The 25,644-nt window shown below is 65.5% G+C and carries 26 protein-coding genes; 14 read left to right on the top strand and 12 right to left on the bottom strand.

The genetic code is table 11. The annotated features are described in order from the left end of the window. Positions 1–13 precede the first annotated feature (13 nt). Together H8F01_RS15315 and H8F01_RS15320 are read right to left on the bottom strand one after the other, a co-directional pair. A complete protein-coding gene (locus tag H8F01_RS15315; protein ID WP_187055933.1) occupies positions 14–1,147 on the bottom strand; it encodes an ABC transporter permease in 1,134 nt (377 codons plus the stop codon). After that, positions 1,147–2,619, bottom strand: coding sequence for a TolC family protein (locus H8F01_RS15320; RefSeq protein ID WP_187055934.1), 1,473 nt, complete (start codon positions 2,617–2,619; stop codon positions 1,147–1,149). Before H8F01_RS15320 ends, H8F01_RS15315 begins: the two co-directional genes overlap by 1 nt. A gap of 192 nt (positions 2,620–2,811) precedes the next feature. Between H8F01_RS15320 and H8F01_RS15325 the strand changes: the two genes are divergently transcribed. Both H8F01_RS15325 and H8F01_RS15330 read left to right on the top strand, forming a co-directional pair. Continuing rightward, positions 2,812–3,513: an MtnX-like HAD-IB family phosphatase gene (locus H8F01_RS15325; RefSeq protein WP_238481008.1), complete on the top strand. Its 702-nt coding sequence runs from the start codon at positions 2,812–2,814 to the stop codon at positions 3,511–3,513. A 48-nt stretch (positions 3,514–3,561) separates the two neighbouring features. Further along, complete coding sequence (locus H8F01_RS15330; protein ID WP_187055936.1) at positions 3,562–4,971, top strand: aspartate aminotransferase family protein; 1,410 nt, start codon at positions 3,562–3,564, stop codon at positions 4,969–4,971. Positions 4,972–5,101: 130 nt separating this feature from the next. On the opposite strand, the gene H8F01_RS15335 is transcribed toward H8F01_RS15330, so the two are convergent. From H8F01_RS15335 to H8F01_RS15350, 4 genes are all read right to left on the bottom strand, one after another. Beyond that, a complete protein-coding gene (locus H8F01_RS15335; protein WP_187055937.1) occupies positions 5,102–5,614 on the bottom strand; it encodes a bactofilin family protein in 513 nt (170 codons plus the stop codon). Between the two features lie 14 nt (positions 5,615–5,628). Next, complete coding sequence (locus H8F01_RS15340) at positions 5,629–6,393, bottom strand: hypothetical protein (protein WP_187055938.1); 765 nt, start codon at positions 6,391–6,393, stop codon at positions 5,629–5,631. A gap of 226 nt (positions 6,394–6,619) precedes the next feature. Beyond that, positions 6,620–8,086 carry a sensor histidine kinase gene (locus H8F01_RS15345; RefSeq protein WP_187055939.1) on the bottom strand — a complete coding sequence of 489 codons (1,467 nt, stop codon included), beginning with the start codon at positions 8,084–8,086 and terminating at the stop codon, positions 6,620–6,622. Continuing rightward, entirely contained in the window at positions 8,083–8,772 is a 690-nt protein-coding gene (locus H8F01_RS15350) for a response regulator (protein ID WP_187055940.1), read from the bottom strand. Before H8F01_RS15350 ends, H8F01_RS15345 begins: the two co-directional genes overlap by 4 nt. A gap of 239 nt (positions 8,773–9,011) precedes the next feature. Between H8F01_RS15350 and H8F01_RS15355 the strand changes: the two genes are divergently transcribed. The 5 genes from H8F01_RS15355 (at position 9,012) to H8F01_RS15375 (ending at position 13,745) form a co-directional block, all read left to right on the top strand. Further along, positions 9,012–9,656, top strand: coding sequence for a PepSY-associated TM helix domain-containing protein (locus H8F01_RS15355; protein ID WP_187055941.1), 645 nt, complete (start codon positions 9,012–9,014; stop codon positions 9,654–9,656). Positions 9,657–9,746: 90 nt separating this feature from the next. Further along, positions 9,747–10,262 (top strand): DUF2271 domain-containing protein, encoded by a 516-nt coding sequence (locus H8F01_RS15360; protein WP_187055942.1) that lies wholly within the window; start codon positions 9,747–9,749, stop codon positions 10,260–10,262. A gap of 18 nt (positions 10,263–10,280) precedes the next feature. Continuing rightward, positions 10,281–11,093 (top strand): DUF4198 domain-containing protein, encoded by an 813-nt coding sequence (locus H8F01_RS15365; RefSeq protein ID WP_187055943.1) that lies wholly within the window; start codon positions 10,281–10,283, stop codon positions 11,091–11,093. Between the two features lie 43 nt (positions 11,094–11,136). After that, positions 11,137–12,108 carry an FAD:protein FMN transferase gene (locus H8F01_RS15370; protein WP_187055944.1) on the top strand — a complete coding sequence of 324 codons (972 nt, stop codon included), beginning with the start codon at positions 11,137–11,139 and terminating at the stop codon, positions 12,106–12,108. Then, complete coding sequence (locus tag H8F01_RS15375; RefSeq protein ID WP_187055945.1) at positions 12,105–13,745, top strand: sulfite reductase subunit alpha; 1,641 nt, start codon at positions 12,105–12,107, stop codon at positions 13,743–13,745. The genes H8F01_RS15370 and H8F01_RS15375 overlap by 4 nt, the downstream gene beginning before the upstream one ends. A 9-nt stretch (positions 13,746–13,754) precedes the next feature. Here the strand turns inward: H8F01_RS15375 and H8F01_RS15380 are convergent, their stop codons facing one another. The 4 genes from H8F01_RS15380 to H8F01_RS15395 form a co-directional block, all read right to left on the bottom strand. Next, entirely contained in the window at positions 13,755–14,324 is a 570-nt protein-coding gene (locus tag H8F01_RS15380) for a HutD family protein (RefSeq protein ID WP_187055946.1), read from the bottom strand. After that, a complete protein-coding gene (locus H8F01_RS15385; protein WP_187055947.1) occupies positions 14,321–14,860 on the bottom strand; it encodes a GNAT family N-acetyltransferase in 540 nt (179 codons plus the stop codon). Before H8F01_RS15385 ends, H8F01_RS15380 begins: the two co-directional genes overlap by 4 nt. Positions 14,861–14,865: 5 nt before the next feature. Further along, the gene (locus H8F01_RS15390) at positions 14,866–15,345 is read right to left on the bottom strand and encodes an SET domain-containing protein (protein WP_187055948.1); all 480 of its coding nucleotides are present in this window, start codon (positions 15,343–15,345) and stop codon (positions 14,866–14,868) included. 106 nt (positions 15,346–15,451) lie between these two features. Beyond that, positions 15,452–15,796 carry a ComEA family DNA-binding protein gene (locus tag H8F01_RS15395; RefSeq protein WP_187055949.1) on the bottom strand — a complete coding sequence of 115 codons (345 nt, stop codon included), beginning with the start codon at positions 15,794–15,796 and terminating at the stop codon, positions 15,452–15,454. A 195-nt stretch (positions 15,797–15,991) separates the two neighbouring features. Here H8F01_RS15395 and H8F01_RS15400 point away from each other — a divergent pair, with 195 nt between their 5' ends. The 3 genes from H8F01_RS15400 to H8F01_RS15410 all read left to right on the top strand — a co-directional run bounded on the left by H8F01_RS15400 (position 15,992) and on the right by H8F01_RS15410 (position 19,194). After that, entirely contained in the window at positions 15,992–17,416 is a 1,425-nt protein-coding gene (locus tag H8F01_RS15400; protein WP_187055950.1) for a M20 family metallopeptidase, read from the top strand. Between the two features lie 110 nt (positions 17,417–17,526). After that, positions 17,527–18,255, top strand: a complete 729-nt coding sequence (locus H8F01_RS15405; protein ID WP_187055951.1) for a YggS family pyridoxal phosphate-dependent enzyme — start codon at positions 17,527–17,529, stop codon at positions 18,253–18,255. A gap of 228 nt (positions 18,256–18,483) precedes the next feature. Continuing rightward, positions 18,484–19,194: a C40 family peptidase gene (locus H8F01_RS15410; RefSeq protein WP_187055952.1), complete on the top strand. Its 711-nt coding sequence runs from the start codon at positions 18,484–18,486 to the stop codon at positions 19,192–19,194. 71 nt (positions 19,195–19,265) lie between these two features. Here the strand turns inward: H8F01_RS15410 and H8F01_RS15415 are convergent, their stop codons facing one another. Next, positions 19,266–19,907 carry an oxidoreductase gene (locus H8F01_RS15415; RefSeq protein ID WP_187055953.1) on the bottom strand — a complete coding sequence of 214 codons (642 nt, stop codon included), beginning with the start codon at positions 19,905–19,907 and terminating at the stop codon, positions 19,266–19,268. Positions 19,908–20,005: 98 nt separating this feature from the next. Here H8F01_RS15415 and gloA point away from each other — a divergent pair, with 98 nt between their 5' ends. Continuing rightward, positions 20,006–20,533: a lactoylglutathione lyase gene (gene gloA / locus H8F01_RS15420; protein WP_187055954.1), complete on the top strand. Its 528-nt coding sequence runs from the start codon at positions 20,006–20,008 to the stop codon at positions 20,531–20,533. 10 nt (positions 20,534–20,543) lie between these two features. Here gloA and H8F01_RS15425 read toward each other — a convergent pair whose 3' ends face one another. After that, positions 20,544–22,124 carry a M28 family peptidase gene (locus H8F01_RS15425; protein WP_187055955.1) on the bottom strand — a complete coding sequence of 527 codons (1,581 nt, stop codon included), beginning with the start codon at positions 22,122–22,124 and terminating at the stop codon, positions 20,544–20,546. A 575-nt stretch (positions 22,125–22,699) separates the two neighbouring features. Here H8F01_RS15425 and H8F01_RS15430 point away from each other — a divergent pair. The 3 genes from H8F01_RS15430 to H8F01_RS15440 all read left to right on the top strand — a co-directional run bounded on the left by H8F01_RS15430 (position 22,700) and on the right by H8F01_RS15440 (position 25,626). Further along, complete coding sequence (locus H8F01_RS15430; protein ID WP_187055956.1) at positions 22,700–23,338, top strand: rhomboid family intramembrane serine protease; 639 nt, start codon at positions 22,700–22,702, stop codon at positions 23,336–23,338. A 31-nt stretch (positions 23,339–23,369) separates the two neighbouring features. Then, positions 23,370–24,755 (top strand): amino acid permease, encoded by a 1,386-nt coding sequence (locus tag H8F01_RS15435; protein WP_187055957.1) that lies wholly within the window; start codon positions 23,370–23,372, stop codon positions 24,753–24,755. 148 nt (positions 24,756–24,903) lie between these two features. Continuing rightward, on the top strand, positions 24,904–25,626 hold the full coding sequence (locus tag H8F01_RS15440; protein WP_187055958.1) for an aspartate/glutamate racemase family protein: 723 nt from the start codon (positions 24,904–24,906) through the stop codon (positions 25,624–25,626). Positions 25,627–25,644: the final 18 nt, after the last annotated feature.

The following is a 25,644-nucleotide window of genomic DNA, read 5'->3' on the forward strand; positions in this document are numbered from 1 at the left end:
GGTGACTCATCGCTTACCTCAACAACGTGGCCGGGTCGGCACGACGCAGGCTGCGCATGGCGGCCAGTCCGGAGACGATGGCCAGGCCCATGCAGAGCGACAGACAGGCCACCGTGGCCCACGGGCCCAGCGCCACCGGTACGCTGCGGCTGCGCGCGAGCGCCAGCGCGAGCACGCCGAGGACGGCACTGCCGAGCAAACCCAGCGCACCGACCCAGAAGGCCTGTTCCATCACCACCTTGCGCAGCGCGCCCACGCCCACGCCCAGTGCATTGAGCGTGGCGTATTCGCGGATCGAGCCGATCACCGCGGCGACCAGGGTCTGGCTGGTGATCACCACGCCCACGAGGAACACGATGCCGGCCAGGAACAACACGCCGGCGCCGGCACCGGTATCGAATATCCAGTAGAGCTGTGAACGGCGCGCAAAGTCCCTGGCCGTCCATACGTCGTAGCTGCCGAAGGCCGTGTTGCCGCGCAGGCGGGCCGCCACCTGGTCGGCCTCGGCCGGATTACGCAGCTTGGCCACGAAATAGGTCATGCGGCTGCTGTTGGACGGATCGGTATCCAGCGTGGAAGCCGTGGCCAGCGACGCCACCACATTGACGCCACCCAGCGCACGCAGGCCGCTGCTGACACCCACCACGCGCACGCGGTGGCCATTGATCACGGCGCTGTCGCCCACGCCGACGCCCAGGCCTTCCAGGTCGGCCTTGTCCACGATGACGGCATCGGGCTCGTTGAGGCGTGCGCGCAGGGCCAGCGGCAACGCGTGCGCGAACATCATGCCGTCCGGCCGTGCGTTGATGCCGGAGACGAACACCGAGACGCCGCCGGTGTCGTTGGGGCCACGCCAGTCGGCATCGACCCAGTGGAACGGTTCCACTGCGGTTACATCCGGGTCCATGCGCAGGCGCATTTCCACGCCTGCATCGATGGAGCGGCCAAGGTTGACGCTCTGCGTGCCGGGGTAGCCGGCCCACAGGTCACCGGACGAGCCGGTGATGTACACCGCGGCGCTGCCGAAGATGCCGAGCACCAGAGCCACCTGCAGCAGCTGCAGCAGGCCGGCGAAGCCCACTGCCACCACGGCCGGCAGGAAGCGGCGCCACTCATAGATGAGGGTCTTGCGGGCCAGCGCGACCATCAGTTGGGGCTCCCGCTCTCCGCCGCGGCGGGAGCCGGCGCCGGTGGATTGGGCATGTGCGCACCGCCCAGGGCCTTGTAGAGCGAGACATAGGCCAGGTCTCGCGCGGCAATGGCGCTGACCAGTTCAAGCTGGGCGCGCTGGTTCTCGATCAGGCCGTCCTGCACGTCCAGGTTGCTGCCCAGGTTGAGCTCGGCTCGCTTGTGCAGCGCGGCCATGCTGCTGCCCAGCGCCTCGGTGGCATGCTGCGTGGCCTCTTCGCGCATGCGCAGCTGCTCCAGGTCGCCCATGGCCGTTTCGGCCTCGGCCACACCTTGCAGCACCGCCTGGCGGTAGGCGTACACGGCGGCCTTGAGTTCATGGTCCTTGGCATGCGCGGCCGACACGCGCTGGCCCCAGTCGAACAGCGGTATGTCGATGACGGGACCGATCGACGAGATGGCCTCGCCCGTGTGCGCCCGATAGTTCGAGAGGATGTTCGCCGACCATTGCAGCGATGCACCCAGGCCGATGTGCGGCCAGATGTCCGCATGACTCATGCCGGCCTCGCCAGCGGCGCGCAGCACCTCGGCTTCGGCGCTGGCGATTTCCGGGCGGGCGCGCAGCATGTCGGCCGGCGCCGTGGTCAGCTGCCACTGACCCAGGCGGGGCTGCGGGCCCGGCGTGAGCCAGGCGGCATCAGGTTCGGGCTGGCCCAGCAGCACGGCCAGTTGCTGGGCGCTGGCATTGATCACCTGCATGGGCTCGGCCAGTGCCGCCTCGGAGCGGGCCAGCTCGGCCTGCACCTTGGCCACTTCGGCCGGCGGGACCAGCCTGAGCTGTTCGCGCACCTGCACCAGCCGGAGCTTTTCTTTCTGCGCATCGCGGATGCCGGTGAGCAGGCGTGCCTGTTCCTGGGCCGAGCGCAGCTCCACCCAGCGCCGGCTGACTTCGGCCACCATCGACACCTGTGCCCCACGCAGGGCGGCATCCGCGCCGTTTTCCTGCCCCTGTGCCACGCGCTTACTGCTCTGCCAGGCGCCGAACAGCGGCAGTTCCCACAGCGCGTCGAAACCGACCACGAAGTAGGACGCCGTGGTGTCCGGGTCGATCACGTCGTTGGTACGGCCGTGCAGCGAGGGCAGGTACGGGTCGTGGGCGTGGTGGTTCAACGTGCGCGCGGCGCGCAGGCGTTCGGAGGCCTGGGCCACGTCCAGATTGTTCTGCAGGGCACGGTTGACCAGGTCATCCAGGGCAGGGTCACCCAGCGCCTGCCACCAGCCGCGCAAATCGGCGGACGGCGGGGCGACACCGGCCGGCGCATTGCGCCAGGCGTCGGGTACGGGGGGCTTGAGCTCGGGCAGCGGGGCGACCGAGCAGCCGGCAAGCACCGCCAGCCCAAACGCCAGCAGACCGCTGACGAGCAGATGGCGATCCCGGCGAGGCGCAGCTTCCATGTTCGGCAGATCCGGGTTGTTTCGACGCTGGAGCACGAAATTCCTGAGGTTGACCAACGTAGCGTCAGGGGAGCTGCGGAGGATACCGGAGCTACCTGTGGACTACCTTATTGTGAACCAGTAGACCAAGAATATTCCGCCTTTGCGCAGCTTCTTTCGGAAAGAAAGGGGGCCGAAAGGGGTGGAAACCTATCGTGTGACCATTCTGAAAGCGTGGAGCTTCACCCCGTGACTGGCTGGACCATCCTGTGCGACTTCGACGGCACCATTTCTGTCGAGGACGTGATCGACTCTCTGCTCGACCGTTTCGGCCGCCCCGGCTGGGAAACCCTGGAGCAGGACTGGCGCGCCGGCCGCATCGGCTCGCGCGAGTGCATGACCGGGCAGGTGAGCCTGCTGGACATGACCCAGGAAGAACTGGACAAGCATCTGTCCTCGCTGTGGATCGATCACCATTTCCCTGAATTCGTGGCCATGGCCCGCGCCGCCAACACGCCCATCCGCGTGGTCAGCGACGGCCTGGATTACGCCATCCGGAGGATCCTGGGCCGTTACGGCCTGGACGACCTGCCGCTGGCCGCCAACCATCTCGCTCCGGCCACGCCGCCGCAGAAGTGGCAGCTCACCTCGCCGTTCCAGGCCGAGGGCTGCCGCAGCGGTACGTGCAAGTGCGCCGTGGCTGCACAGGCCAGCAAGGGTGGCACCAAGACCCTGCTGATCGGCGATGGCGCTTCGGATTTCTGCGCCGCCGACCGCGTCGATTTCGTTTTCGCCAAGCACCGCCTGATCGAACATTGCCGCGCCGCCGGCATCCCGTACGTGCCGATCACCGGCTTCGAGGATGCGCTGGAACTGCTGCCGCGCCTGCTCGATGGCAGCCTGCTCGCCGAACATGCGCCGGCCACGCCCGCGCTCGCCGTTGCTTCCTGATCAGTCCCCACCTGATCGTCCCCTTTCAAACGTTTCCGGATTTTCCTGATGACCGCTTACGACAAGAACGCCGCTGGCGTCGTTATTCCTGACGCGCAGCTGCTGGCGGACGAGGCCGAGTGGAGCTCGTTCGGCGATACCGTGCACTACGTCGACCCGCCGAAGATCTTCCGCCACGGCGAAGGCAGCTGGATGATCGACACCGCCGGCACGCGTTTCCTCGACCTGCAGATGTGGTACTCGGCCGTCAATTTCGGTTACGGCAACAAGCGCCTGAACGACACGCTGAAGAACCAGATCGACGTGCTGCCGCAGGTGGCAAGCCAGTACCTGCACCAGACCCGCATCGAGCTGGCCAAGACGATTGCCGTGGACGCGCAGCAGAAGTTCGGCGTGAAGGGCCGCGTGCACTTCAACGTGGGTGGCGCGCAGGCGGTGGAAGACTCGCTGAAGCTGGTGCGCAACTACACCGGCGGCAAGAGCCTGATGTTCGCCTTCGAGGGCGGCTACCACGGTCGCACGCTGGGCGCTTCGTCCATCACCTCCAGCTACCGCTACCGTCGTCGCTTCGGCCACTTCGGTGAGCGCGCGATGTTCGTGCCGTTCCCGTACCCGTTCCGTCGCCCCAAGGGCATGACGCCGGAAGAATACTCGGACGCGTGCGTGCGCCAGTTCGCCCGTCTGTTCGAAACCGAATACAACGGCGTGTGGGATCCCAAGGTCAACCAGGCCGAATACGCCGCTTTCTACGTCGAGCCGATCCAGGGCACGGGCGGTTACGTCCTGCCGCCGATGAACTTCTTCAAGGACCTGAAGAAGGTGCTGGACCAGTACGGCATCCTGATGGTCGTCGACGAAATCCAGATGGGCTTCTGGCGCACCGGCAAGCTGTGGTCGATCGAGCACTTCGGCGTGACGCCGGACATCATCGTGTTCGGCAAGGCGCTGACCAACGGCCTGAACCCGTTGTCGGGCCTGTGGGCGCGCGAAGAGATGATCAACCCGACCATCTTCCCGCCGGGCTCCACGCACTCCACCTTCAACTCCAACCCGCTCGGTACCGCGCTGGGTCTGGAAGTGATCAAGATGGGTTACGAGCTGGACTACGAGACCAGCGTGCCGAAGAAGGGCGCGCACTTCCTCGAAGGCCTGCGCGACCTGCAGAAGCGCCACAAGGAAATCGGCGACGTCGACGGCCTGGGTCTGGCCATGCGCGCCGAGATCTGCACCGACGACGGCTTCACGCCGAACAAGGCGCTGCTCGACAAGATGGTCGACATCGGCCTGGCCGGTGACCTGGAGCACAACGGCAAGAAGATCGGTCTCGTGCTCGACGTGGGCGGCTGGTACAAGAACGTGATCACCTTCGCGCCGTCGCTCGACATCACGCACGAAGAAATCGACCTGGCCATCGCGCTGCTTGATCAGCTGCTGACCAAGGCCAAGAAGGCGATGTAATCAGTACGAACGCCGCGGGGTAAAATCCCGCGGCGTTGTTTTAAAGGTTTGTCTCAAGTTGTTCCCATGCAGGGGAAGTGTGACAACGGCGGCGCTTATGCGTCGCCGTATTTTTTTGTGCGATCGGTCGTCAGCAGGCAGGATGGCGCGCGCGCCGGCGTCGACGCTCGCGCCGTGTCTCGGCTGGCCCGGGCGACGATGCGATGCTGGCGTCTGCATCTGCAGCCGTATCGGCATGAGGATCAGGATCGGCGGGAGCTTGCGCCGGAGGTTCCATGGCGGCCATGTCGGCGCCGTGGCGCATGTGGCCATTGACCTGCGCACCGACCGTCAGCACGAGTGTCGTGTAATGGATATTGCCGGTAACGCGTGCCGTTGCCGCAAGCTCGAGGCGATGTGTGGCATGGATGTCACCCCGCACGTGACCGTGGATGATGGCGAAGGGCACGCGGATATCGCCCTGCACATCGCCGTGCTCGCCCAGCGTCAATACGGCATCTGCGTCGCCCGACGATAGCTCGCCCTGCAGTTGCCCCTGCAGATACAGCGGGCCGGTGAAGGTCAGGTTGCCGCTGATGACGGTGCCGTGTGCGATCAGGCTGGTTCTATGGTCGGCATGGTCCGGCTTCTTGCGATGGAACATGTTCGTTTCCTGCGTTACGCCGTGACGGCGAAGCGGCTCAGGTTGACCTGGGGCGCGTCGAACTGGAGGTCTGTCCTTGGTCGCGCTGTGGGTAAGGCAGCGGTGTCAGTGGCACGGAAGGTTTGCTGCATCAGGTTGGCCGCGCGAACAGCGGAGCAGGGTAATGGCCAGCGCACCGGCCAGTCGGCGACGAACCGTTCCATGGTATCGGCCCATTTCCACGCATCCACGATGCGCTGGGTCGACAGGGCGCGCGCGACCTCGCAAGCAACGACGACGATGGCGCGCCTGAGCATGGCCCGCGAACGAGTCCGGTTGAACAGTGGGTTTTCATCCGCCCGCGTCACTTCATCGCGAGTGTTGCCAGGCATGGCGGACTGCCGGCGTTGCAATGCCTGTAGCGCCGCGCCTCGCATCGCAGCATCCGGGCTGCGAATGGCTACGTGCAGGCAGAGCGCCGGATCGGTGCTGGCACTCAGCAGTCGCAGGCGCTCTTGGGCCGGAGGCGTCTGAGTGTGGGTGCCGGCCATGAGCGAGAAATACAACGCGCGCGCCTGCGCGCGGAGCGGCGGATCCTCATCGTCGTGAGCGACGCGTTGCGCCACGGCGACGTCGGCGCAGCGCTGCAAGGCGGCTTGCCTGACGGCAGGCACAGGGTCGGTAGTCGCCAGCCTGGGTAATGCTTCGATCAGCCGGGGATCACGACCAAGTTCGATGGCAATGCGGCGGAACAGGGGGTTGCTGTGCTTCCACACAGGATGGTCTGTGGCTGTGGCCATGACGAAGAGGCTTGATGACGACGCAAGCCGGAAATGCAGCGGCGGGAGGCGCGTGCACGTGCATAGCCGGGACCAACGGGTGAGGAGGGCGGTCGAGAGACCGCGCATTACAAAAGCCTCGTCCACGAAGGGCGCCATGGTCCTCGGGCTGGAGGCCGAAGACCATCAGACACTTCGGAATTGGATGGTCGCTACACCGACGCAACAAGCCGCGGGAGAACAGGCTTCACGACGCAGTGCGTGACGTTCGTGCCGGCGGGAACACCACTTCCACGCGCAGCCCGCCGGTGCTGCCATTGAGGAAACGCACCAGCGCACGATGGCGTTCGGCGATGCGCGCCACGATGGCCAGGCCAAGGCCAGTGCCTTCCTCGGTGATGCCCGGCACGCGGAAGAAGCGCTCGCCCAGGCGTTCGAGGAACGCCGGCGGCACGCCGGGGCCGTTGTCTTCCACGCTGATGCACGGGCCTTCGCTGAGCACCGACACACCGATGGTGACGATGCTGTTGCGGCCGGCGTAGCGCATGCTGTTGTCGATCAGGTTGTCCAGCATTTCCTGCAGCGAGAGGCGGTCACCGTCGATCCATACCGGTCCGGCGGGGCCCTCGTACCCCAGGTCCACGTTAGCGGCGATGGCGTCGTGCACGCGCACGCTCAGCAGTTCGGGAATCAGTTGGGCCAGGTCGAGCAGGCACAGCGGCGCGGTTTCGCTCAGTTCCGGCGACTGCGCGCGTGTCAGCGCAAGCAATTGGCTGGAGGTGCGGCTGGCACGCTGCGTGAGGCGCAGGATGTGCTGCAGGGCATCGGTCACCGTTTCCTTGCTTGGATCAATTTGCGCACGCTCGACGTGCACGCGCAGGCCGGCGAGCGGCGTCTTGAGCTGGTGCGCGGCGTCGGCGATGAAGCGCTCCTGCAGCGCCAGCATGCCGCGCTGGCGGGCGAACAGTCCGTCGATGGTGCGGGTGAGCGGGAGAATTTCCACCGGCACGTCGGCATCGCCAATGGGGGCCAGGTCGTGCTCGCGTGCGGCAAGGCGCGCGGTGAGCGGATCGATCTGGCGCAAACCCACGCGCACGCCGTAGAACACCAGCAGGAACACGCTGGCAATCAGCAATGCCTGCGCCGGAATGCTCAGCAGCAGGATTTCCCTCGCGCGCTGGTGACGGTCATGGAAGGTTTCGGCCATGGTGACCGTGAGCTGGTCGGTGGGATCCTGCAGGTTGGGAATGCGCACCGTGGCGGCTCGCAGCTCGCGACGTTTCTGTGTGGGCGTGTAGAGCGTGGTGCTGTACAGCGCGGGCTCGCCATCGGTGCTGGCGCCACTCAGCGGGGCCGGCTGCAGTTCGGGCGAACCGGCCAGCAGGCCGTGCTTCTGGCTGCTGACGTTGAAATAGTTGTGTCCTTCCGGCGCGTACTCCAGCAGGAAGCGGGCCTGCGGCGAAATCTGCCCGCCAAGGTCTTCCTGGCTGAGCATCTGGGCGAGCGTCATGGCATCGTCGCCCAGGTCACGGTCGTGCACGTGGTTGGAGTAGATCAGCGCGCCGCCGTAGGTAATCAGGCTTTCCACGGCCAGCAGCAGCATCAGCGGCACCAGCAGCGATGAAAGCAGGCGACGCCGCAGGCTGGGACGGCCATCGGGCTCAAGCAGACGATAGAGCCATGACTCGTCCCGCTTTGGCGCCGCTTCGCTCATGCGTTCGATTCCTTGCCTTCCTTTATCTCTTCCAGCAGGTAGCCGAGGCCGCGGATGGTGCGCACCTGCGTGCCCGAATCGCCGAGCTTGCGACGCAGGCGGTAGATGGCGATGTCCAGGCCGTTGTCGGTGAGTTCCTCGTCCCAGCTGCACAGGGCTTCCACCAGCTGTCCACGGCTGGTGACGCGGTCAGGGCGGGCGGCCAGGGCTTCGAGCAGGCCGAATTCGCGCGCGGTGAGCTCCAGCGGCTTGTCGTCGATCCATGCACGGTGGCCGGGAAGATCCAGGCGCAGCCGCCCGATGACCAGTTCCGGTGCACCCTGCGAGGTGTAGCGGCGGAGCAGGGCGCGCACGCGCGCCTCGAATTCGGCCAGGGCGAAAGGCTTCACCAGGTAATCGTCGGCGCCCAGGTCCAGCACGCGTACGCGTTCGCGCAGGCCTTCGCGCGCGGTGATCACCAGCACGGGCAGGCCGGTGCCGCGCTTGCGCAGGCGTTGCAGCACGTCCGCGCCATCCAGGTTGGGCAGGCCCAGGTCCAGGATCAGCAGGTCGTACGGGGTGTCGCGCAGCGCCGCGTCGGCCTTGGCGCCGTCGGTTACTGCGTCCACCGCGTGACCGCCCTGGCGCAGGGAGGCACTTACACCGGCGGAAATGGAGGGGTCGTCCTCGGCAATCAGGATGCGCATATCAGTGTCCGGTTGGGGCGGTAGGCTGGCGCAGCCGAGGCGCGCCGTCCGTGGTCGTTGAATTGCGAGTGATTCTCATTTGTGGCAAGATCCCGCGTCGGTGTCAGGAACAGGCCGCCCGAGGCGGCAGCTTAGCGCCCCGACGGATGTTGAGACAGCGGGCAGGCGTGTCGGTTGCATGGCCAGCCGCTGAAATGGCGCTGATTCGAGAGACCATCAACGGGGTCTGAAAGGCAGGCATGGAATCGGCGGCACGGGTGCACAACAGCAGAATGGGATCGAGCCGTTCGTTCTGGCTCAAGCAGCTCCATCAATGGCACTGGATCAGCTCGGCCTTGTGCCTGGTGGGCATGCTGCTGTTCGCCATCACCGGCTTTACGCTCAATCACGCCGGCCAGATCGAGGCCCAGGCGAAAACCGTGCATCGCAACGCCCAGCTGCCCGCGCCGTTGTTGAAAGCGGTCAGCGGCGACGACGAGCGCAAGGGCGTGGCCCTGCCTGTTGCCGTGGCGGACTGGATGTCCGGTGCGCTGGACGTGGACGTCGCCGGACGCACGGGCGACTGGTCGTCCGACGAAATCTACATTTCCATGCCACGCCCGGGAGGCGACGCGTGGGTCAGCATTGATCGCGAAACCGGCAAGGTGGAGACCGAGCGCAGCACGCGCGGCGTCATCGCCTACCTCAACGACCTGCACAAGGGGCGCCATGCCGGCCCGGCCTGGGGCTGGTTCATCGACGTGTTCGCGCTGGCCTGCGTGATCTTTTCCGTCACCGGTTTACTGCTGCTGAAAATGCACGCCGCACAACGCGGTGCCACCTGGCCGCTGGTGGCGTTCGGCTTGGTACTACCGCTGTTGCTCGCCTTGATCTTCATTCATTGAAACAAGAAGTGAGTGGAGAGAAGTGAGCATTACGCCTTTCTCTGTCTTCTCACTCCTCTTCACTCACTTCTCGCCCTTAGAGGAACCGCCATGCGCCGCCTTTCCCTGACTCTCCCCGCGATCCTGCTGGCGGCTCCCGCTGCCGCAGCCGATCTCAATGTCACCGTGCAGATTCCGCAGCTCAACGTGGCGGAGTACCACCGTCCGTATACCGCCGTGTGGGTGGAGCGCGAGGATCACAGTGTCGCCGCGCAGCTGGCGGTCTGGTATGCGCAGAAGGAATCGAAGGAAGGCGCGGGTACCAAGTGGTTGCCCGAACTGCGCCAGTGGTGGCGTCGTGGCGGTCGCGACCTGCAGATGCCGGTGGACGGCGTGTCGGGTGCGACGCGCCCGGCCGGTGACCAGAAGCTGAGCTTCCATGACGGCAAGGCGCCGCTGGGCCCGCTGGCGCCGGGCAAGTACGAACTGGTGGTGGAAGCCGCGCGTGAAGTCGGCGGCCGCGAAGTGGTGCGTGTCCCGTTCACCTGGCCGGCAACCGCGCCGCAACAGTTGGCCGCGCAGGGCAGCAGTGAACTGGGCGCCGTCAAGGTCGACCTGGCCCCGTAACCGAAGGAGAACAACATCATGATGAAGCACTCGATGAAGTGGGGCGTGCTGGCCCTTGCCCTGGCGCTGCCGTTCGGTGCGCAGGCGCACAAGATGTGGCTGGTGCCCTCGGCGACCAACGTTTCCGGCGCGGATCCGTGGGTGACCGTGGATGCGGCCGTATCCAACGACCTGTTCTATCCCGATCACATGCCGGTAGCGCTGGATCGCGTGGTCGTCACCGCGCCGGACGGCCATGCCGCCCAGCCGGAGAACGCATTGACCGGCAAGTACCGCAGCGTGTTCGACGTGCACCTGACGCAACCGGGCACGTACAAGATCGCTGCGGTGAACGGCGGCCTGTTTGCCAGCTACGAAGCGGATGGCCAGAAGAAGCGCTGGCGTGGCGAACCGGCAGAGCTGGCCAAGGCCATTCCCGCCAACGCGAAGAACGTGGAAGTGTCCGAGTCGATCAATCGCGTGGAAACCTTTGTCACCAACGGCAAGCCCAGCGACGGTGCACTCAAGGCCGAGGGGAAGGGCCTGGAGCTGGCGCCGGTGACACGCGTCACCGATCTCGCTTCGGGCGAAGCCGCCACCTTCCAGCTGCTGCTGGACGGCAAGCCGGCATCGAACCTGAAAGTGATGGCCATCGCCGGCGAAACGCGCTACCGCAACGCGCAGGACGAGATCGACGTCACCACCGACAAGGACGGCAAGTTCAGCATCACCTGGCCGCACGCCGGCATGTACTGGGTGAGCGCCAGCACGCAGGATGACAAGTCCAGCATCAAGCAGGCCAAGGTGCGCCGCCTGTCCTACGCCGCCACGCTGGAAGTGTTGCCGCAGTAATGCACGTCCACGGCAGTGAACCACGCCGGTTGGCACGGCGGCCATGAGCGATCTCATCATGCAGTCCGTGCAGGGCGAAACCATGGGCACGTTCTGGTCAGTGCGCGCGGTGATGCCGGCCGAGTTGTCGCTGGTGTCGCGCGCGCGCGGTATCCAGTCAGTGCTCGATCTGATCGACGGGCAGATGAGCACGTACAAGCCTGCGTCGGCGTTGTCCCACTTCAACGCGGCGCCGGCGGGTACCTGGCATGTGCTTCCTGCCGAGTGCTTCGACGTGGTCAGGCACGCGTTGCAGGTGGCACGCGAGACCGATGGTGCGTACGACCCCACCATCGGTCCGCTGGTCAACTTGTGGGGCTTCGGCCCCGACGCCGCGCGTCACGAGCCGCCTTCGCGCGATGCCATTGACGCGGCACGCGAGCGCATCGGCTGGTGGCGTATCAAGCTGGATGCCGCCACCCACGGCATCTTCCAGCCCGGCGGCATCAGCCTCGACCTGTCCTCGGTGGCCAAGGGTTATGCCGTGGATCTCGTGGGGCAGCATCTGGACCGCGCCGGCATCGATGCATGGCTGGTGGAAGTCGGCGGCGAACTGAAGGGCAAGGGCAGAAAGCCCGACGGTTCACCATGGCGCATCGGCATCGAGCGCCCGGGCGCTGCGGTGGGCGCGGTGCAACGTGCTGACCAGCTCAGCCAGGTGGTATGCCTGACCGGGCGAGCCATTGCTACGTCAGGGGACTACCGCCGTCGCTTTGAAGTCGATGGCGTGACTTACTCGCATCACATCGATCCACGCACCGGCTGGCCGGTGCCGCACACCGTGGCCTCGGTGAGTGTGCTGGCGGCCGACGCCATGCACGCCGATCCCATGGGCACGCTGATGACGGTGCTCGGGCCGGAGCAGGGCATGACGTACGCACGCGAGCGTGGCCTCGCGGTGATGTTCATCCTGCACGGCGAACGTGGACTGGAAGAGCGGCTGTCGCCGGCGTTCGAGGCTGCGTTGGCATCATGAGCCCGGCACCTGCCGACACGCGACCCGCATGGGGCAACATCGTGCTGTGCAGCTTGCTCGGCGCGGTGCTGCTCGGCTTGATGGCCTTGCATGCGCGCGAGTGGGAGTGGCATGCGCCAACTGCGTCGCGCTGGTGGTGGGCGTGCATCGTGCTGGTGGCATGGGCTGGCTTCACGGGATGGCTGGGCTGGCATCGCCGCGCCGCCTCGCGCCGGCAGGCCGGTCCCGTCACCGCTGATCGAGTGTCGATCAGTGAAACGCTGCTGGTGGTCTTCGCCAGCCAGACCGGCACCGCGGAACAATGGGCGCGACAGACCGCGCAGAGCCTCCAGCAGGCCCGCGTGCCCGCGCGAGCGGTGGAGCTTGGCCAGATCGACGTGGCGATGCTTACCGAAGCGCGCCGCGTATTGTTCGTGGTCAGCACAACGGGTGAGGGCGATGCGCCGGATAGCGCGGCACGGTTCGTTACCCAGTGCATGCACGCGCCACAAACGCTTGCATCGTTGCAGTACGGCCTGCTGGCACTGGGCGATCGCGACTACAACGACTTCTGCGGCTTCGGCCGTGCCCTGCAGCATTGGCTGCAGCAGAGCGGTGCAACACCACTGTTCGATCCGGTAGAGGTGGACAACGGTGATCCCTCGGCGTTGCGCCACTGGCAACACCATCTGGCGCTGCTGTCCGGGGCGGCCGAATTGCCGGACTGGCAGGCCCCCGATTACCGGCGCTGGCAACTGACCGAACGCGTGCTGCTCAATCCAGGCAGCGCGGGTGGTCCCTGTTTCCATCTCGCTTTGCGTCCGCTCGAGGGTGAAACGACATGGCAGGCCGGCGATCTGGTGGAGATCGGACCGCGGCATGCCATGCCCGCCGTCGACGCATGGCTGGCGACCTATGGCCTCGATGGCAACGCACTGGTTGAACATGCCGGTCGCCGCGCAGCGCTGCGGGAATGGCTGGTCGCCAGTCATCTGCCCGAACACGATCAGGCGCGCGGGAAATCGCTGCAACAGCTCGCCGCCGCCCTGCAGGCGCTTCCGCATCGCGAATATTCCATCGCATCGATGCCGGCCGACGGCACGTTGCATCTGTTGGTTCGACGCATGTCGCGCGACGACGGTTCGCCGGGCATCGGTTCCGGATGGCTCACGCAATACGCCCAGATCGGTGAGGACATCGCCTTGCGCATTCGCGCCAATCCCGGGTTTCACATGCCGGCTGACGACCGGCCGATGGTGCTGATCGGCAACGGCACCGGCCTGGCCGGTTTGCGCGCCTTGCTGAAGGCGCGCATCGCCGCGGGCAGGGTGCGGAACTGGCTGTTGTTCGGTGAACGCGACGCCGCGCACGACTTCTATCACCGCGACGAAATCCTCAGCTGGCAGGCGCAGGGCCTGATCGAACGGATCGACCTGGCCTGGTCGCGCGAGGGCGATTCGCGCGACTACGTGCAGGACCGGCTGCGCAGGCATGGCGATGTTCTGCAGGCGTGGGTGGCGCAGGGCGCGGCGGTATACGTATGCGGCAGCCTTGCCGGCATGGCGCCGGGCGTCGATGCCGTGCTGCGCGACAGGCTGGGTGATGAGGCGGTTGAGCGACTGCGCGAAGAAGGTCGCTATCGCCGCGACGTTTACTGAGGCAAGAGCTCAGTTCGCCGGAAGGCGCGCCAGCACGATCTCGCCGCCGCCTTCGATCCGTATCGGGTGGCCGGGGATCGGGTCGATCCACAGCATGTCGTTGGCTTCCATCTGCTGCGAAAGGTGGTCGGCAATGACCTTGGCCTGTCCCGACAGCAGTAGTACGAACCAGCGCCAGCCCGCGGGAGCGAGCAATACCATGGCACCGTTGAGCGGCCGGGCGATCAGTTCGCCCTGAGTGTCGCCGCGCAGCTTGAGATTGAACGTGCGCGTGGGCTCCGTCGGCTGACAGGCCTTCGGATCACTGCGCTCGTCGAAATGCGCCATCTCGAAGCGTGCGAGGGATTGCCTGCGGCCGTCGGGGAAGAGGATATCCACCGGAGCGTCCAGCGGCACGAACTGCCGACGCAGGTCCACATGCGCCGGAAAATCGACATCCTGATCCATGTTGATCAGGGTCATCTGCCACTGCCAGTCATCCTCGCCCGGCCAGCAGGCGATGGGCGTGATCAATGCCGTGCCCTTGGCGCAGTGCGCGCCCAGCAGGGTATCGGCGGGCAGTCGGCTCAGCTGGCTCATGCCGAGGCGCGACGTTTTTCGACGCAGGGCCGGTAATAGGCAAATACGTGGTTGTGCGCGCCGAAGAAATCCATGTCTTCGATGTGCTCTCCGCCCAGTCGTTCGGCCACCCGGTCGGAAGCTTCGTTGCCGATCTTCACCAGGCTGATCACGCGCGGCGCGCCCAGCGTGTGCCAGACGAAATCGAGAATGGCGCTGCCTGCTTCCGTGGCGTAACCGTGATGCCGGAACTCCGGCTTGAGCATCCAGCCCAGCTCCAGGTCGGGCCAGCCCTCCGGGCACATCAGGCCGGCGCGGCCGATGAATTCGCCGGTGTCCTTCAACTCCAGCGCCCACATGCCGTAGCCGCGCAGTTGCCAGTGGCCAATCAACATGGCGAGCGAGCGCCACGCGTTGGTGCGATCCAGCGGTTGACCGTCGCCGACCCAGCGCGTGCTCGCGGGGTCCGCCAGCATGGCGGCGTAATCGTCGAAGTGACGTTCGGCCAGGGCAGTAAGACGCAGTCGCGCCGTTTCAATGACAGGTATGTCGATCATGATCTTCAGCTAGCAAGTCGGGTGCCATCGAGCAGTGACGCCAGGGCGTGCGTGCTCGTCCGAAGACTTTCGATCCACGGCAGGCCCACGATGCGCTGCCCGGTGGCAGCGTCGACGAAGGCTTCTTCCTCGCCCGGAGGCAACAGGTGGCGATAATCCACCGTCATTTCCGTGCCGGCCGGCAAATCGCGCGCGGCAAACACGAAACCCAGATGCCACAGCCCCGTGGGCGCAAAGCTGTGGTTGATGTAGCACTCGTCCGGCCAGTCCGGGGACACGGTGTAGCGGTCCTCGAACCAGCGGGCGCTTGCATAGAGTTGGGCCGACAACTCCGGCGAGCCGACCAGCTCGTCGTAGCGGTAGGTGCGGTCAATGGCGTCCGGCGCCGTGACTATCTGCCCGGCGGCAACGTCTTCGAGTAAGAACAGCCCCTGACCCGCACCAGCAATGTTCGACGCAGTTATGCGGTAACGCGGAACAATCATGGTAGCCCTAACCGATGGCAAGGCGGCCGAGTGTAGGCGCATCCGGCGAGGGATACCATACCTCGCCGGATACTATTTCTTGAACGCAAGTGGTTGATGGGTTTGGTTATTGGCCGGCGGGTTTGCTGGCCGCAGGTGCGGCCTTGGCCGGCGCGGGCGCTGCAGCAGCGGGCTTTGCCGGTGCGTCGCTGTCGCTCAGCAGGATGGCGCTGCGGTTGCGTTCCAGCGTGGCCGGACCGATGCCTTTGACGTGCGTCAGGTCGTCGACGCTCTTGAACGGGCCGTGCTCATCCCGGTACGAGACGATGGCAGCGGCCTTGGTTGGGCCGATGCCGTCGAGCGACGTGGCCAGCGTGGCGGCGTCTGCCTTGTTGACGTTGACGGGCGTGGCGGCGAACGCCGTCCAGCTGAGCGCGAGTGCCAGCAGCGACGCTGCAATCTGCTTGATCATGGTGAACCTCCCTGGTTGGATGCGGCCGCTCATCGGCCGCGCCATGACTGTGCCCAGACGCTGCATTCCTGACTGTCGGCAGGACGGAAGCCAGCGCGGGGATTCGGGCGTGATGCAGCGTGGGCCTGCATGGCAGGGGTGCTCTCGCGTGGGCTGATACAATGACGGTCTTTCCCCACGCCGCAGGAGTCGCCCATGGATACCGCTCGCCTCAACCGTTTCATCAGCGGACTGTGGGATGAGGAAATCGTGCCGCAGCTGGTGGAGTACATCCGCATTCCGAACAAGTCGCCCATGTTCGACCCCAAGTGGGTGGAGCACGGTTACATGGATGCCGCGGTGAAGCTGATGGAGACCTGGGCGCACAGCAAGCTCTCCGCGCTGCCGGGTGCCAAGCTCGAGGTGGTGCGCCTGGAAGGCCGCACGCCGCTCATCTATATCGAAGTGCCGGGCACGGGCGACGACACGGTGGTGCTGTACGGCCATCTCGACAAGCAGCCGGAAATGACGGGCTGGGCCGAAGGCCTGGGCCCGTGGACGCCGGTGATCAAGGGCGACAAGCTCTATGGCCGCGGTGGCGCCGACGACGGTTACGCCATCTTCGGTTCGCTCGCCGCGCTGCTCGCGCTGCAGGAGCAGGGCGTGCCGCACGCGCGTTGCGTGGTGCTGATCGAAGCCTGCGAAGAGTCCGGCAGCTACGACCTGCCGTACTACGTTGACCACTTGGCCGATCGCATCGGCAATCCCTCGCTGGTGGTGTGCCTGGATTCCGGTTGCGGCAACTACGACCAGCTGTGGCTCACCACCTCGCTGCGCGGCATGACCGGCGGCGAACTCACCGTGCAGGTGCTGGAAGAAGGCGTGCATTCGGGTGATGCGTCGGGCGTGGTGCCGTCGAGCTTCCGCATCCTGCGCGAACTGCTGAGCCGCCTGGAAGACCAGGAAACCGGCACGATCAAGCCGAAGGAGCTGTACGTCGACATTCCGCAGCAGCGCATCGAGCAGGCGAAGAAGTCGGCGCAGGTGCTGGGCACGGCGGTGTACGACAAGTTCCCGTTCGTGGAAGGCATGCACCCGGTGACCGAAGACCTCACCGAGCTGGTGCTCAACCGCACCTGGCGTCCCCAGCTCGCCGTCACCGGCGTGGACGGCATGCCGCCGCTGGAAAGCGCCGGCAATGTGCTGCGCCCGAAGACCTCGGTGAAGCTGAGCCTGCGCGTGCCGCCGACGCTCAACGGCGCCAAGGCCGGCCAGTTCCTCAAGCAGCTGCTGGAAAAGGATCCGCCGTACGGCGCCAAGGTCAACTTCAAGCTGGAGAAGGACGGCAGTGGCTGGAACGCGCCGCAGCTGTCGCCGTGGCTGGAAGAAGCCGTGGCCAAGGCTTCGGAAACCTACTTCGGCACGCCGGCGGCCTACATGGGCGAGGGTGGCAGCATCCCGTTCATGGGCATGCTGGGCGAGAAATTCCCGAAGGCGCAGTTCCTGATCACCGGCGTGCTCGGCCCGCACTCCAATGCACACGGCCCCAACGAGTTCCTGCATATCCCCACCGGCAAGAAGGTGTCGATGGTGGTGGCCGACGTGGTGGCTCGCCACTACGAACAGGGCGCCAAGGCCTGAGGCTGATCGTCGCCCCGGCGCCTTGCCGGGGCGACGCGTTTTCCACCCGCGCCCGTCGCGGGTATCGGCTGGCCTGATGCCTGCGTGGCGCATCGCCGGGGTTGCCAGCGATGTCCGAAGCTTCCAACGATTTCTCCTATCTCGCCGCCAACTGGGCGGACGTGCGCGCACGCGTGGACGCTGCTTGCCACGCCGCCGGGCGTGATCCAGGCGAGGTATCGATCCTGCCTGTCAGCAAAACGTTCGGGCCCGAGGTGGTGCGCGCGGCCATGGCGCTGGGGCTGCATCGCTTTGGCGAGAACAAGGTGCAGGAAGTGCGCAGCAAATCAGAGGCGCTCGCCGGCGAATCGGTCGAATGGGTGGTGATCGGCCACCTGCAGACCAACAAGGCCAAGGACGTGGCGCGTCTGGTCAGCGAAGTGCAGTCACTGGACCGGCTGGAGCTGGCCGAAGTGCTGCAGCGGCGCCTGGAGATCGAGGACCGCGCGATCGACGTGCTGGTCGAGGTGAAGACCTCGCCGGAGGAGAGCAAGCACGGCCTGGCTCCTGACCAGCTGTCGGCGCTGCTCGACGCCTTGCGTGGGTTCGACCGCCTGCGCGTCAGGGGCCTGATGACGCTGGCCGTGCAGTCGGACGACAGCGACGCGGTGCGCACCTGTTTTCGCCGGTTGCGGCAACTGCGTGACGCCGAACAGGCCCGCGGCCATGACCTGCCGCGCCTGTCCATGGGCATGAGCGGCGATTTCCCTCTCGCCATTGCCGAGGGCGCGACCGAAATCCGGGTCGGTACGGCCGTTTTCGGTGTGAGACAAGTCGCAAAACATACGGTACCGAACTGAATAATTAGTTCACTAATTGATCAATATGTAACCAGTTTGACACATATTTCATCGATTAATCAGCCACTTAGGTCTAATGCATAGGCCATGCCAAATTTCGAAACGACAGAGTTCAGTTAACCCCGTCCGAACAAACGATCTAGATCCCTTTGCTAAGTTCACGGCTCCATCACGGCCCGTCGAACTGAAGACGGCGTAATTAACGAATTGCAAAGGGATTTGTCCCACATGCCAACAAAGCGAATTTTCGCCGCTGCTGCGCTTGCTGGTGCACTGCTCACGTCCCTTCCGCTTTTCGCTGAACCGCTGACTGCCGCTCCGACCGCTACGCCTTCTGCTACCGCTGTTGCTCCGAACCTCATGGGTCAGCTGGCCGTGTTCTCGCCGGCCGCGATGCTCGCCCAGTCCGCCGCTCCCGTCGCCAAGGCCGTTGCCAGCAAGTCGGCCGGCTGGGGCGATGACGACGACATGGATAGCGGCATGCCGGATGCCGGCGTGGCCCAGAATTCGGTGGCTTCGCTGGCTGGCGACACCTCCGATCTGCGCAAGACCCTGATCAGCCTGGCCATGCAGCTGCGTGACATCCGTTACGTGCGCGGCGGGCGCGATCCCTCCACCGGTTTCGATTGCAGCGGCTTCGTCCGCTACGTGTTCGCCCATGCTGTCGGCCTCGATCTGCCGACCAACTCCGCATCGCAGTTCGTGGCCGGCCTGAAGGTCGACCGCGGCGACATGAAGCCGGGCGACCTGGTGTTCTTCCGCACGGCGGGCAAGCGCGGCCAGGGCCGCATCTCCCACGTGGGCATCTATATCGCCAACGGCCAGTTCATCCATTCGCCCTCGCGTGGCAAGACCGTGCGCGTGGACAGCCTGGACGAGTCGTACTGGGCACAGCGTTTCGCCGGCGCCAAGCGCCCGGGCGCACTCGCCCGCAGCTGATTTACGACGTTACCGTCAGTCAAAGGCCGCCCTTGGGGCGGCCTTTTTTTATGCGCGTCTGGCAGGGCGCGTCAGGCGCCCAGTTGCTGCAGTTCGTCCGATTCCACGATGCGCAGGCCGTCGCCGGGCGCGTTGGCCAGTCGCCACATGGCCTGGGCAACGGTATCGGCGCTGATGCCGCGCCAGCGCCCCGGCAGGATGCGAGAGAAGGGTGCGGCCAGCACCTCGCCCGCGCGGGGCTTGTGACGGGCGCCCAGCAGCAGCGAGGGCCGCACGATGGTCAGGCGTGGCCAGTCCTGCTTCTGCAGGGCCAGCTCCAACTCACCCTTGGTGCGGTTGTAGAAGAAGCGCGATGAAGGATCAGCGCCCAGCGCGCTGATGACCACGTAGTGGCTGGCCCCGAGTGCACGCGCGTGGCGACCCAGGGAAACAGGCAGGTCGTAGTCGACCATGCGGAAGGCCTCGCGCGAACCGGCTTGCCGGATGGTGGTGCCGAGGCAGCAGAACACGGTGTCGACGCGCCCCTGAAGCTGTGCGACCAGGTGACTGACCATGCCCACCGGATTCTCCAGCTTGGGGTGAGCAGGCAGCGCGCGGCGGGTCGGGGCGAGCACATGCGCGGTACCGGCATCGGCAAGCAGTAGCTCGAGCAGTTTCTGCCCGGTCAGCCCGGTGGCACCGGCAAGCAGCACTTGGCGTGGCGCAGTGGTCATGGCGACATTCTATGGGTGGATTCGTTATTCCGATGGAAGGCTTGCCGGGGCTCTCCATGAACCCCATGTTGAGAAATCGTTTTCACGGAACCGTTCTGATGTCGTTTACCCAACTGCTCGAGATGCCGGGCGTCGCCATGCCTGAGCCTGCCACCCGTGGCTTTGTCTTCAACCACACCATGATCCGCGTGAAGGATCTGGCGCGCTCCCTGGACTTCTATACCCGAGTGCTGGGCTTCACGCCTGTGCATCGGCAGGATTTCCCCGAGGCAGCGTTCACCATCGTCTATCTGGTGCTGGTGGCTGACCGTGCAGTGATCCCCGAGGATGACGCCGCCCGCCTGCAGTGGGTGCTTGGCCAGCCGGGCGTGCTGGAACTGACCCACAACCATGGCACCGAGCAGGACGACGCCTTCCATTACCACCATGGCAACGCCGAGCCGCGCGGCTTTGGCCACCTGTGCGTGTCCGTGCCCCATGTGGAAGAAGCCTGTGCGCGTTTCGAGGCGCTGGGCGTCACCTTCCAGAAGCGCCTGACCGACGGGCGCATGAAGCACATTGCCTTTATCCGCGATCCGGACGATTACTGGATCGAGATCCTGCAGCCGGCGGCTTACATCGCCTGAGGGGTTTGCTTCATAGCCCCTGCATGCTCTCCGGGCGGCGATAGTCGCTGCCCGGCTTCCATTGCGGATAGGTGTCCTCCATCGACAGCCGGCTGCCGACCATGAAGAGGGCACGGACGTCCTCGACAGTACCGTTGAGGTTCCAGTGCGGGTCGAAGGCATCCTGCACGCCAGGCGCGTCGCCTGCGCTGGGCGCGGCGTCGGGCTGCGTCGCCGCCGAGCGCGCATACAGCACCGGCACGCCGGCGCGAGCGAAGCTCAGCTGGTCAGAGCGGAAGAAGAAGCCCTTTTCCGGCGTGAGATCCGGGGTGACCCGTCGGCGTTGTGCGTGGGCGGCGTCCACCAGGTAATCATCCAGCTGCGATTGACCGAAGCCGATCACGGCCAATGCACTGGCAGGCCCGTTCACCGGCAGCATGTCCAGGTTGATGTCGGCAACGGTGTGCGCCAGCGGCACCAGTGGATGCTGCACGTAGTAGCGCGAACCGATCAGCCCGCTTTCGTCCAGCGTGGTGGCAATGAACATGATCGAGCGGTGCGGCTTGGGCGCGCGATGCGCAAACGCCTCGGCGATTTCCAGCAAGCCCGCGACGCCCGTGGCGTTGTCGACGGTGCCATGCGCCGGCTCGCCGGCGGCGGCGACATGATCCCAGTGCGCGGAATACACGATGGTTTCGTCGGGACGCCGGGTGCCGGTGACTTTTGCGACGACGTTGTGCGACTCGCCACGGACGATGCTGCTGTCGAACGCCGTGTCCAGCGTGGCGTCCAGCGACACGGCGGCAAAGCCGCGCTGCCCAGCCTGTTGCTTGAGTGCATCGAAGTCTGCACCGGCCTGCGCGAACAGTCGTCGTGCGGCATCGGTGGTCAGCCATCCTGCAACCGGCAGTCGCGGCGCGCCTTCGTCGGTCTTGGGCAGGTCGAACCGCGCGATGCTCCAGCTCTGGCGAACCGGTGACCATGGGTAACCGGCTGCATCGGTGTCGTGCACGATGAACGCGGCACTGGCGCCCTGGCGGGCTGCCTCTTCGAACTTGTAGTTCCAGCGACCGAAGTAGGTGTACTCGCGGCCATGGAACAGGGCCGGATCCTGATTGGCCCAGCCGGGATCGTTGACCAGGATGATCACCGTCTTGCCCTTGACGCTGGCGTCCGCGTAATCGTTCCAGTGCTCACCCGGCGCATGGATGCCGTAACCGACGAAGACCAGCGGTGACGAGGTCAGCGTGCTGTGCGCCTGTTCGTCCAGCGTGCCGACCACCATGTCCTTGCCGAACGCCAGCGACGTTGCGCCGTTCTTGCCATGCACGTCGAGCGTGGTGGTGCCGGCATGCTGCAGCGTCGTCGCCACGTAGGGCACCGATTGCAGCCACTGGCCGTTGTTGCCGGGCTCCAGTCCAATGCGCTTGTACTGCTGGATGATGTAGTCGACGGTGCGTTGCTCAGGCGTGCCACCCACCGTGCGTCCAAGCAGGGCGTTGGACGAAAGCACCTTCACGTGTTGCGTGACATCACCCAGCACGATGCCGGGCGAGAAGTTGTCGTACGAAGGCAGCGCCGCGTCCGCGGTGCCGTCGTTGCCGCTATTCATATGGTGATGCTGGCAGGCGCATAGCGCGAGGCACAGCATGATCAGGAAGCACGCGTGACGCATAGAAAAGGAATGGCGGAACGGTGCCTCACTCTAACGCGTCCGTGATGCTTGCATGGGTGCCGGAAGGCAGGTCTTTCGATCCTGCAAACACCGCAAAAAACTGCGAAAAACGCGGGATTTATCGTTGTTGGCAACTATCGCTGCGTGCACCCGAAGAATGGCCGGTTGCGCATCGCCGCAGTGCATCGAAGGAATACGCGGCGATGCCCTGTGCGGGACGGTTTGCGCAGCGATAGCGGCCATGGTTTTCGCAAGTCCGGTGCAAGTGACCGGGCGTTCGACGGCACCGGTGCGTTCGTCTTGTGCGAGAGCATGGGTGTGGCGGGTTCGAACGTCGGGCTGCGCCGGTGCGGGCAGCCGATGACGATGGGGTGCCCGCGTCCACGGTCACCCCGGCGAGTGCGGGGCGCGCTACCACGCCAGATGGCGTCATGGTCCCGGCAGGGCGGGCGTGGCGGCGCCGGGCGGGTGCGGTTACGCTTGGGGAGATTCGCCCCCGGAAAGCCCCCGATATGCCGTTCGATCTGCCACCCGTCACGCGTAACCTGTTGATCGCCAACGTGGCGGTGTTCCTGCTGCAGCAGGTGCTGGGCCAGGTGCTTCTGTACCATTTCGCCCTGTGGCCATGGGGGCCGGATGTGACGGAAGGCCCCCTGACGGTGGGCTTCCGCCCGTGGCAGCTGGTGACTTACGCCTTCCTGCACGGCAGCACCATGCACCTGTTTTCGAACATGCTGGCGCTCTTCATGTTTGGCGGCCAGATCGAGCGCGTGTTCGGCGCGCGCAATTTCGTCGTCTATTACTTCGTGTGCCTGATCGTCGCCGCGCTGGCCCAGCTGGTGGTGGTCAACTGGTATACGGGTGGCTTCTACCCGACGCTGGGTGCCTCGGGCGCTGTCTTCGGCATCCTGCTGGCCTTCGGCATGCTGTTTCCGCACGAGAAGATGATGCTGATCTTCCTGCCCATTCCGATCTCGGCATGGGTATTCGTGACGCTGTATGGCCTGGCCGAGCTCTACATGGGCGTCACCGGTACGCAGGCAGGCGTGGCGCATTTCGCGCACCTGGGCGGCATGCTCGGCGGTTTCCTTCTTATCCAGTACTGGCGCGGCAAGCTTCCCATCAAGCCGCAGCGCCGCATCATGCGCTGATCGCGCTTCCCCGTTTTTCCGGCAGTTCCTCATGACCCAGCATCTCCAGCGCCGCCTCACGCCGCGCCATATCACCTTCATGGCGCTTGGCATGGCCATCGGCGCGGGCCTGTTCCTGGGCTCGGCCGATGCGATCAAGCTGGCCGGCCCGTCCGTGCTGTTCGCCTATATGGTCGGTGGCGTGATGATCTTCATCATCATGCGTGCACTGGGCGAGATGACCGTGCGTGATCCGGTGCCCGGCTCCTTCGCGGTCTACGCGCAGCGCTACCTGGGTTCGTTCGCCGGTTACGCCACCGGTTGGAACTACTGGTTGCTGATGGTGGGCGTGGGCATGGCCGAAGCCACGGCCGTGGGCGCCTACATGCAGATCTGGTTTCCCGACTGGCCTCGCTGGATCTGGGTGCTGGCCAGCGTGGTGATGATTGGCGGACTCAACCTGCTCACCGTGAAGATCTACGGCGAGATGGAATTCTGGTTCACCCTGATCAAGGTGGTGACGGTGCTGGCGATGATCGCCGGTGGCCTGGCCATCATCTTCCTAGGCTGGGGCAACGGCGGCCAGCCGACCGGCTTGTCGAACCTGTGGTCGCACGGCGGCTGGTTCCCGCATGGCGTGCTGGGCATGGTCATGGCGCTGCCGGTGGTGGTGTTCTCCTTCGGCGGCGTGGAAACCGTGGGTATCGCGGCGGGCGAAGCGGCGCAGCCGGAGCGCACCATTCCTCGCGCGGTGAACTCCGTGCTGTGGCGCATCCTGATCTTCTACGTGGGTGCGTTGTTCGTGATCATGGCGATCTATCCCTGGACGGGCCTGGGCGAGCACGGCAGCCCGTTCGTCACCACCTTCGCCAGGCTTGGTATTCGGCAGGCGGCCGGCGTGATCAACTTCGTGGTAATCACGGCAGCCCTGTCCGGGTTCAACAGCACGACCTTCAGCGGCAGCCGCATGCTCTACAGCCTGGCCAGCAAGGGACAGGCGCCCGCGGCACTGGGCGCGGTGAACGGGCAGGGCGTGCCGATGCGCGCCATCCTGGCCACGCTTACGGTGCTGCTGCTGGCCGTGCTGCTGAACTACCTGCTGCCGGCCCGTGTGTTCGGCATGATGATGTCCATCCTCTCGTTCAACACCGTGTGGACATGGACCATGGTGCTGCTGGCGCACTACAGCTTCCGTCGCCAGCTGCGCCTGAAGGGCGAGGAGCCCACGGGGTTCCGCCTGCGCTGGTGGCCGTTTACCGGCGTCCTCTGCCTGGCGTTCTTTGCTTTCGTGATCGTGATGCTGGGCGTGAACCCTGATACCCGCGTCGCGCTTTACGTCGGCCTGGCGTGGATCGCCCTGCTCAGCGTGGCGTACAAGCTGTGCGGCGTGCGTGAGCGCATGCGGCTGCGTGACCACGTTGCCACGGAGGCGGCGTAACAGCGATTCGAAGCCCCTGTAGGAGCGCACCCTGTGCGCGACCGAGGCAAGGTCAGTCGCGCACAGGGTGCGCTCCTACAGAGGGCGGTCATGCCGAACAGCTAGACTTCAACTGGGCAAGCGTGGCCTGCGGCTAGCGGAGTTCTTCATGCGCACCATCGGCATCATCGGCGGCATGAGCTGGGAATCCAGCGCGCTTTACTACCAATGGATCAATCGCGGCGTCAGGGATCGGTGCGGATCGCTGCATTCGGCCAGGCTGCTGCTCGACAGTCTCGATTTCAGCCGTATCGCCCAATGGCAGCGTGAAGGCGACTGGGCGGCCGCGGGCGAGGCGCTTGCAGCCTCCGCGCGCAGGCTGGAGGCGGCCGGCGCCGAGTGCATCGTCCTGGCCACCAATACGATGCACAAGGTGGCCGATGCCGTGAGCCGCGCAACCCCGTTGCCGTTCATCCATATAGCCGATCCGACGGGCAACGCCATCCGGCAGCGGGGCATGGACAAGGTGCTGCTGCTGGGCACGGCCTTCACCATGAACGAGGACTTCTACCGGTCGCGCCTGCAGAATCGATACGGCGTGCAGTGTCTGCTGCCGGACGAGAACGAGCGGGCAGAAGTGCACCGCATCATCTACGAGGAACTGTGTGCCGGGGTGATCCTCGATGCATCCCGAGGCATCTATCGCGACATCGTCGTGTCCGCCCAGGCGCGCGGCGCACAAGCGGTGATCCTGGGTTGTACGGAAATCGGTCTGCTGCTCAAGCAAGAGGACAGCCCCGTGCCGCTGTTCGACACGGCGGCATGGCATGCCGAAGCAGCGGTGATGTTTGCGCTGGGTGACGAGGACGGCCTGCCGGCAGGTGCCGATTGAGCGCCGGTGCGCTCCTAC

This window comes from Dyella telluris, from assembly GCF_014297575.1.
Classification (GTDB): Bacteria; Pseudomonadota; Gammaproteobacteria; order Xanthomonadales; family Rhodanobacteraceae; genus Dyella; species Dyella telluris.

What these genes read in the sequence shown, in the direction of transcription:
- H8F01_RS15315 (WP_187055933.1), bottom strand. Translation starts at nt 1,147, where the DNA reads ATGGTCGCGCTGGCCCGCAAGACCCTCATCTATGAGTGGCGCCGCTTC.
- H8F01_RS15330 (WP_187055936.1), top strand. Translation starts at nt 3,562, where the DNA reads ATGACCGCTTACGACAAGAACGCCGCTGGCGTCGTTATTCCTGACGCG.
- H8F01_RS15335 (WP_187055937.1), bottom strand. Translation starts at nt 5,614, where the DNA reads ATGTTCCATCGCAAGAAGCCGGACCATGCCGACCATAGAACCAGCCTG.
- H8F01_RS15340 (WP_187055938.1), bottom strand. Translation starts at nt 6,393, where the DNA reads ATGGCCACAGCCACAGACCATCCTGTGTGGAAGCACAGCAACCCCCTG.
- H8F01_RS15345 (WP_187055939.1), bottom strand. Translation starts at nt 8,086, where the DNA reads ATGAGCGAAGCGGCGCCAAAGCGGGACGAGTCATGGCTCTATCGTCTG.
- H8F01_RS15350 (WP_187055940.1), bottom strand. Translation starts at nt 8,772, where the DNA reads ATGCGCATCCTGATTGCCGAGGACGACCCCTCCATTTCCGCCGGTGTA.
- H8F01_RS15355 (WP_187055941.1), top strand. Translation starts at nt 9,012, where the DNA reads ATGGAATCGGCGGCACGGGTGCACAACAGCAGAATGGGATCGAGCCGT.
- H8F01_RS15360 (WP_187055942.1), top strand. Translation starts at nt 9,747, where the DNA reads ATGCGCCGCCTTTCCCTGACTCTCCCCGCGATCCTGCTGGCGGCTCCC.
- H8F01_RS15365 (WP_187055943.1), top strand. Translation starts at nt 10,281, where the DNA reads ATGATGAAGCACTCGATGAAGTGGGGCGTGCTGGCCCTTGCCCTGGCG.
- H8F01_RS15370 (WP_187055944.1), top strand. Translation starts at nt 11,137, where the DNA reads ATGAGCGATCTCATCATGCAGTCCGTGCAGGGCGAAACCATGGGCACG.
- H8F01_RS15375 (WP_187055945.1), top strand. Translation starts at nt 12,105, where the DNA reads ATGAGCCCGGCACCTGCCGACACGCGACCCGCATGGGGCAACATCGTG.
- H8F01_RS15380 (WP_187055946.1), bottom strand. Translation starts at nt 14,324, where the DNA reads ATGAGCCAGCTGAGCCGACTGCCCGCCGATACCCTGCTGGGCGCGCAC.
- H8F01_RS15385 (WP_187055947.1), bottom strand. Translation starts at nt 14,860, where the DNA reads ATGATCGACATACCTGTCATTGAAACGGCGCGACTGCGTCTTACTGCC.
- H8F01_RS15390 (WP_187055948.1), bottom strand. Translation starts at nt 15,345, where the DNA reads ATGATTGTTCCGCGTTACCGCATAACTGCGTCGAACATTGCTGGTGCG.
- H8F01_RS15395 (WP_187055949.1), bottom strand. Translation starts at nt 15,796, where the DNA reads ATGATCAAGCAGATTGCAGCGTCGCTGCTGGCACTCGCGCTCAGCTGG.
- H8F01_RS15400 (WP_187055950.1), top strand. Translation starts at nt 15,992, where the DNA reads ATGGATACCGCTCGCCTCAACCGTTTCATCAGCGGACTGTGGGATGAG.
- H8F01_RS15405 (WP_187055951.1), top strand. Translation starts at nt 17,527, where the DNA reads ATGTCCGAAGCTTCCAACGATTTCTCCTATCTCGCCGCCAACTGGGCG.
- H8F01_RS15410 (WP_187055952.1), top strand. Translation starts at nt 18,484, where the DNA reads ATGCCAACAAAGCGAATTTTCGCCGCTGCTGCGCTTGCTGGTGCACTG.
- H8F01_RS15415 (WP_187055953.1), bottom strand. Translation starts at nt 19,907, where the DNA reads ATGACCACTGCGCCACGCCAAGTGCTGCTTGCCGGTGCCACCGGGCTG.
- gloA (WP_187055954.1), top strand. Translation starts at nt 20,006, where the DNA reads ATGTCGTTTACCCAACTGCTCGAGATGCCGGGCGTCGCCATGCCTGAG.
- H8F01_RS15425 (WP_187055955.1), bottom strand. Translation starts at nt 22,124, where the DNA reads ATGAATAGCGGCAACGACGGCACCGCGGACGCGGCGCTGCCTTCGTAC.
- H8F01_RS15430 (WP_187055956.1), top strand. Translation starts at nt 22,700, where the DNA reads ATGCCGTTCGATCTGCCACCCGTCACGCGTAACCTGTTGATCGCCAAC.
- H8F01_RS15435 (WP_187055957.1), top strand. Translation starts at nt 23,370, where the DNA reads ATGACCCAGCATCTCCAGCGCCGCCTCACGCCGCGCCATATCACCTTC.
- H8F01_RS15440 (WP_187055958.1), top strand. Translation starts at nt 24,904, where the DNA reads ATGCGCACCATCGGCATCATCGGCGGCATGAGCTGGGAATCCAGCGCG.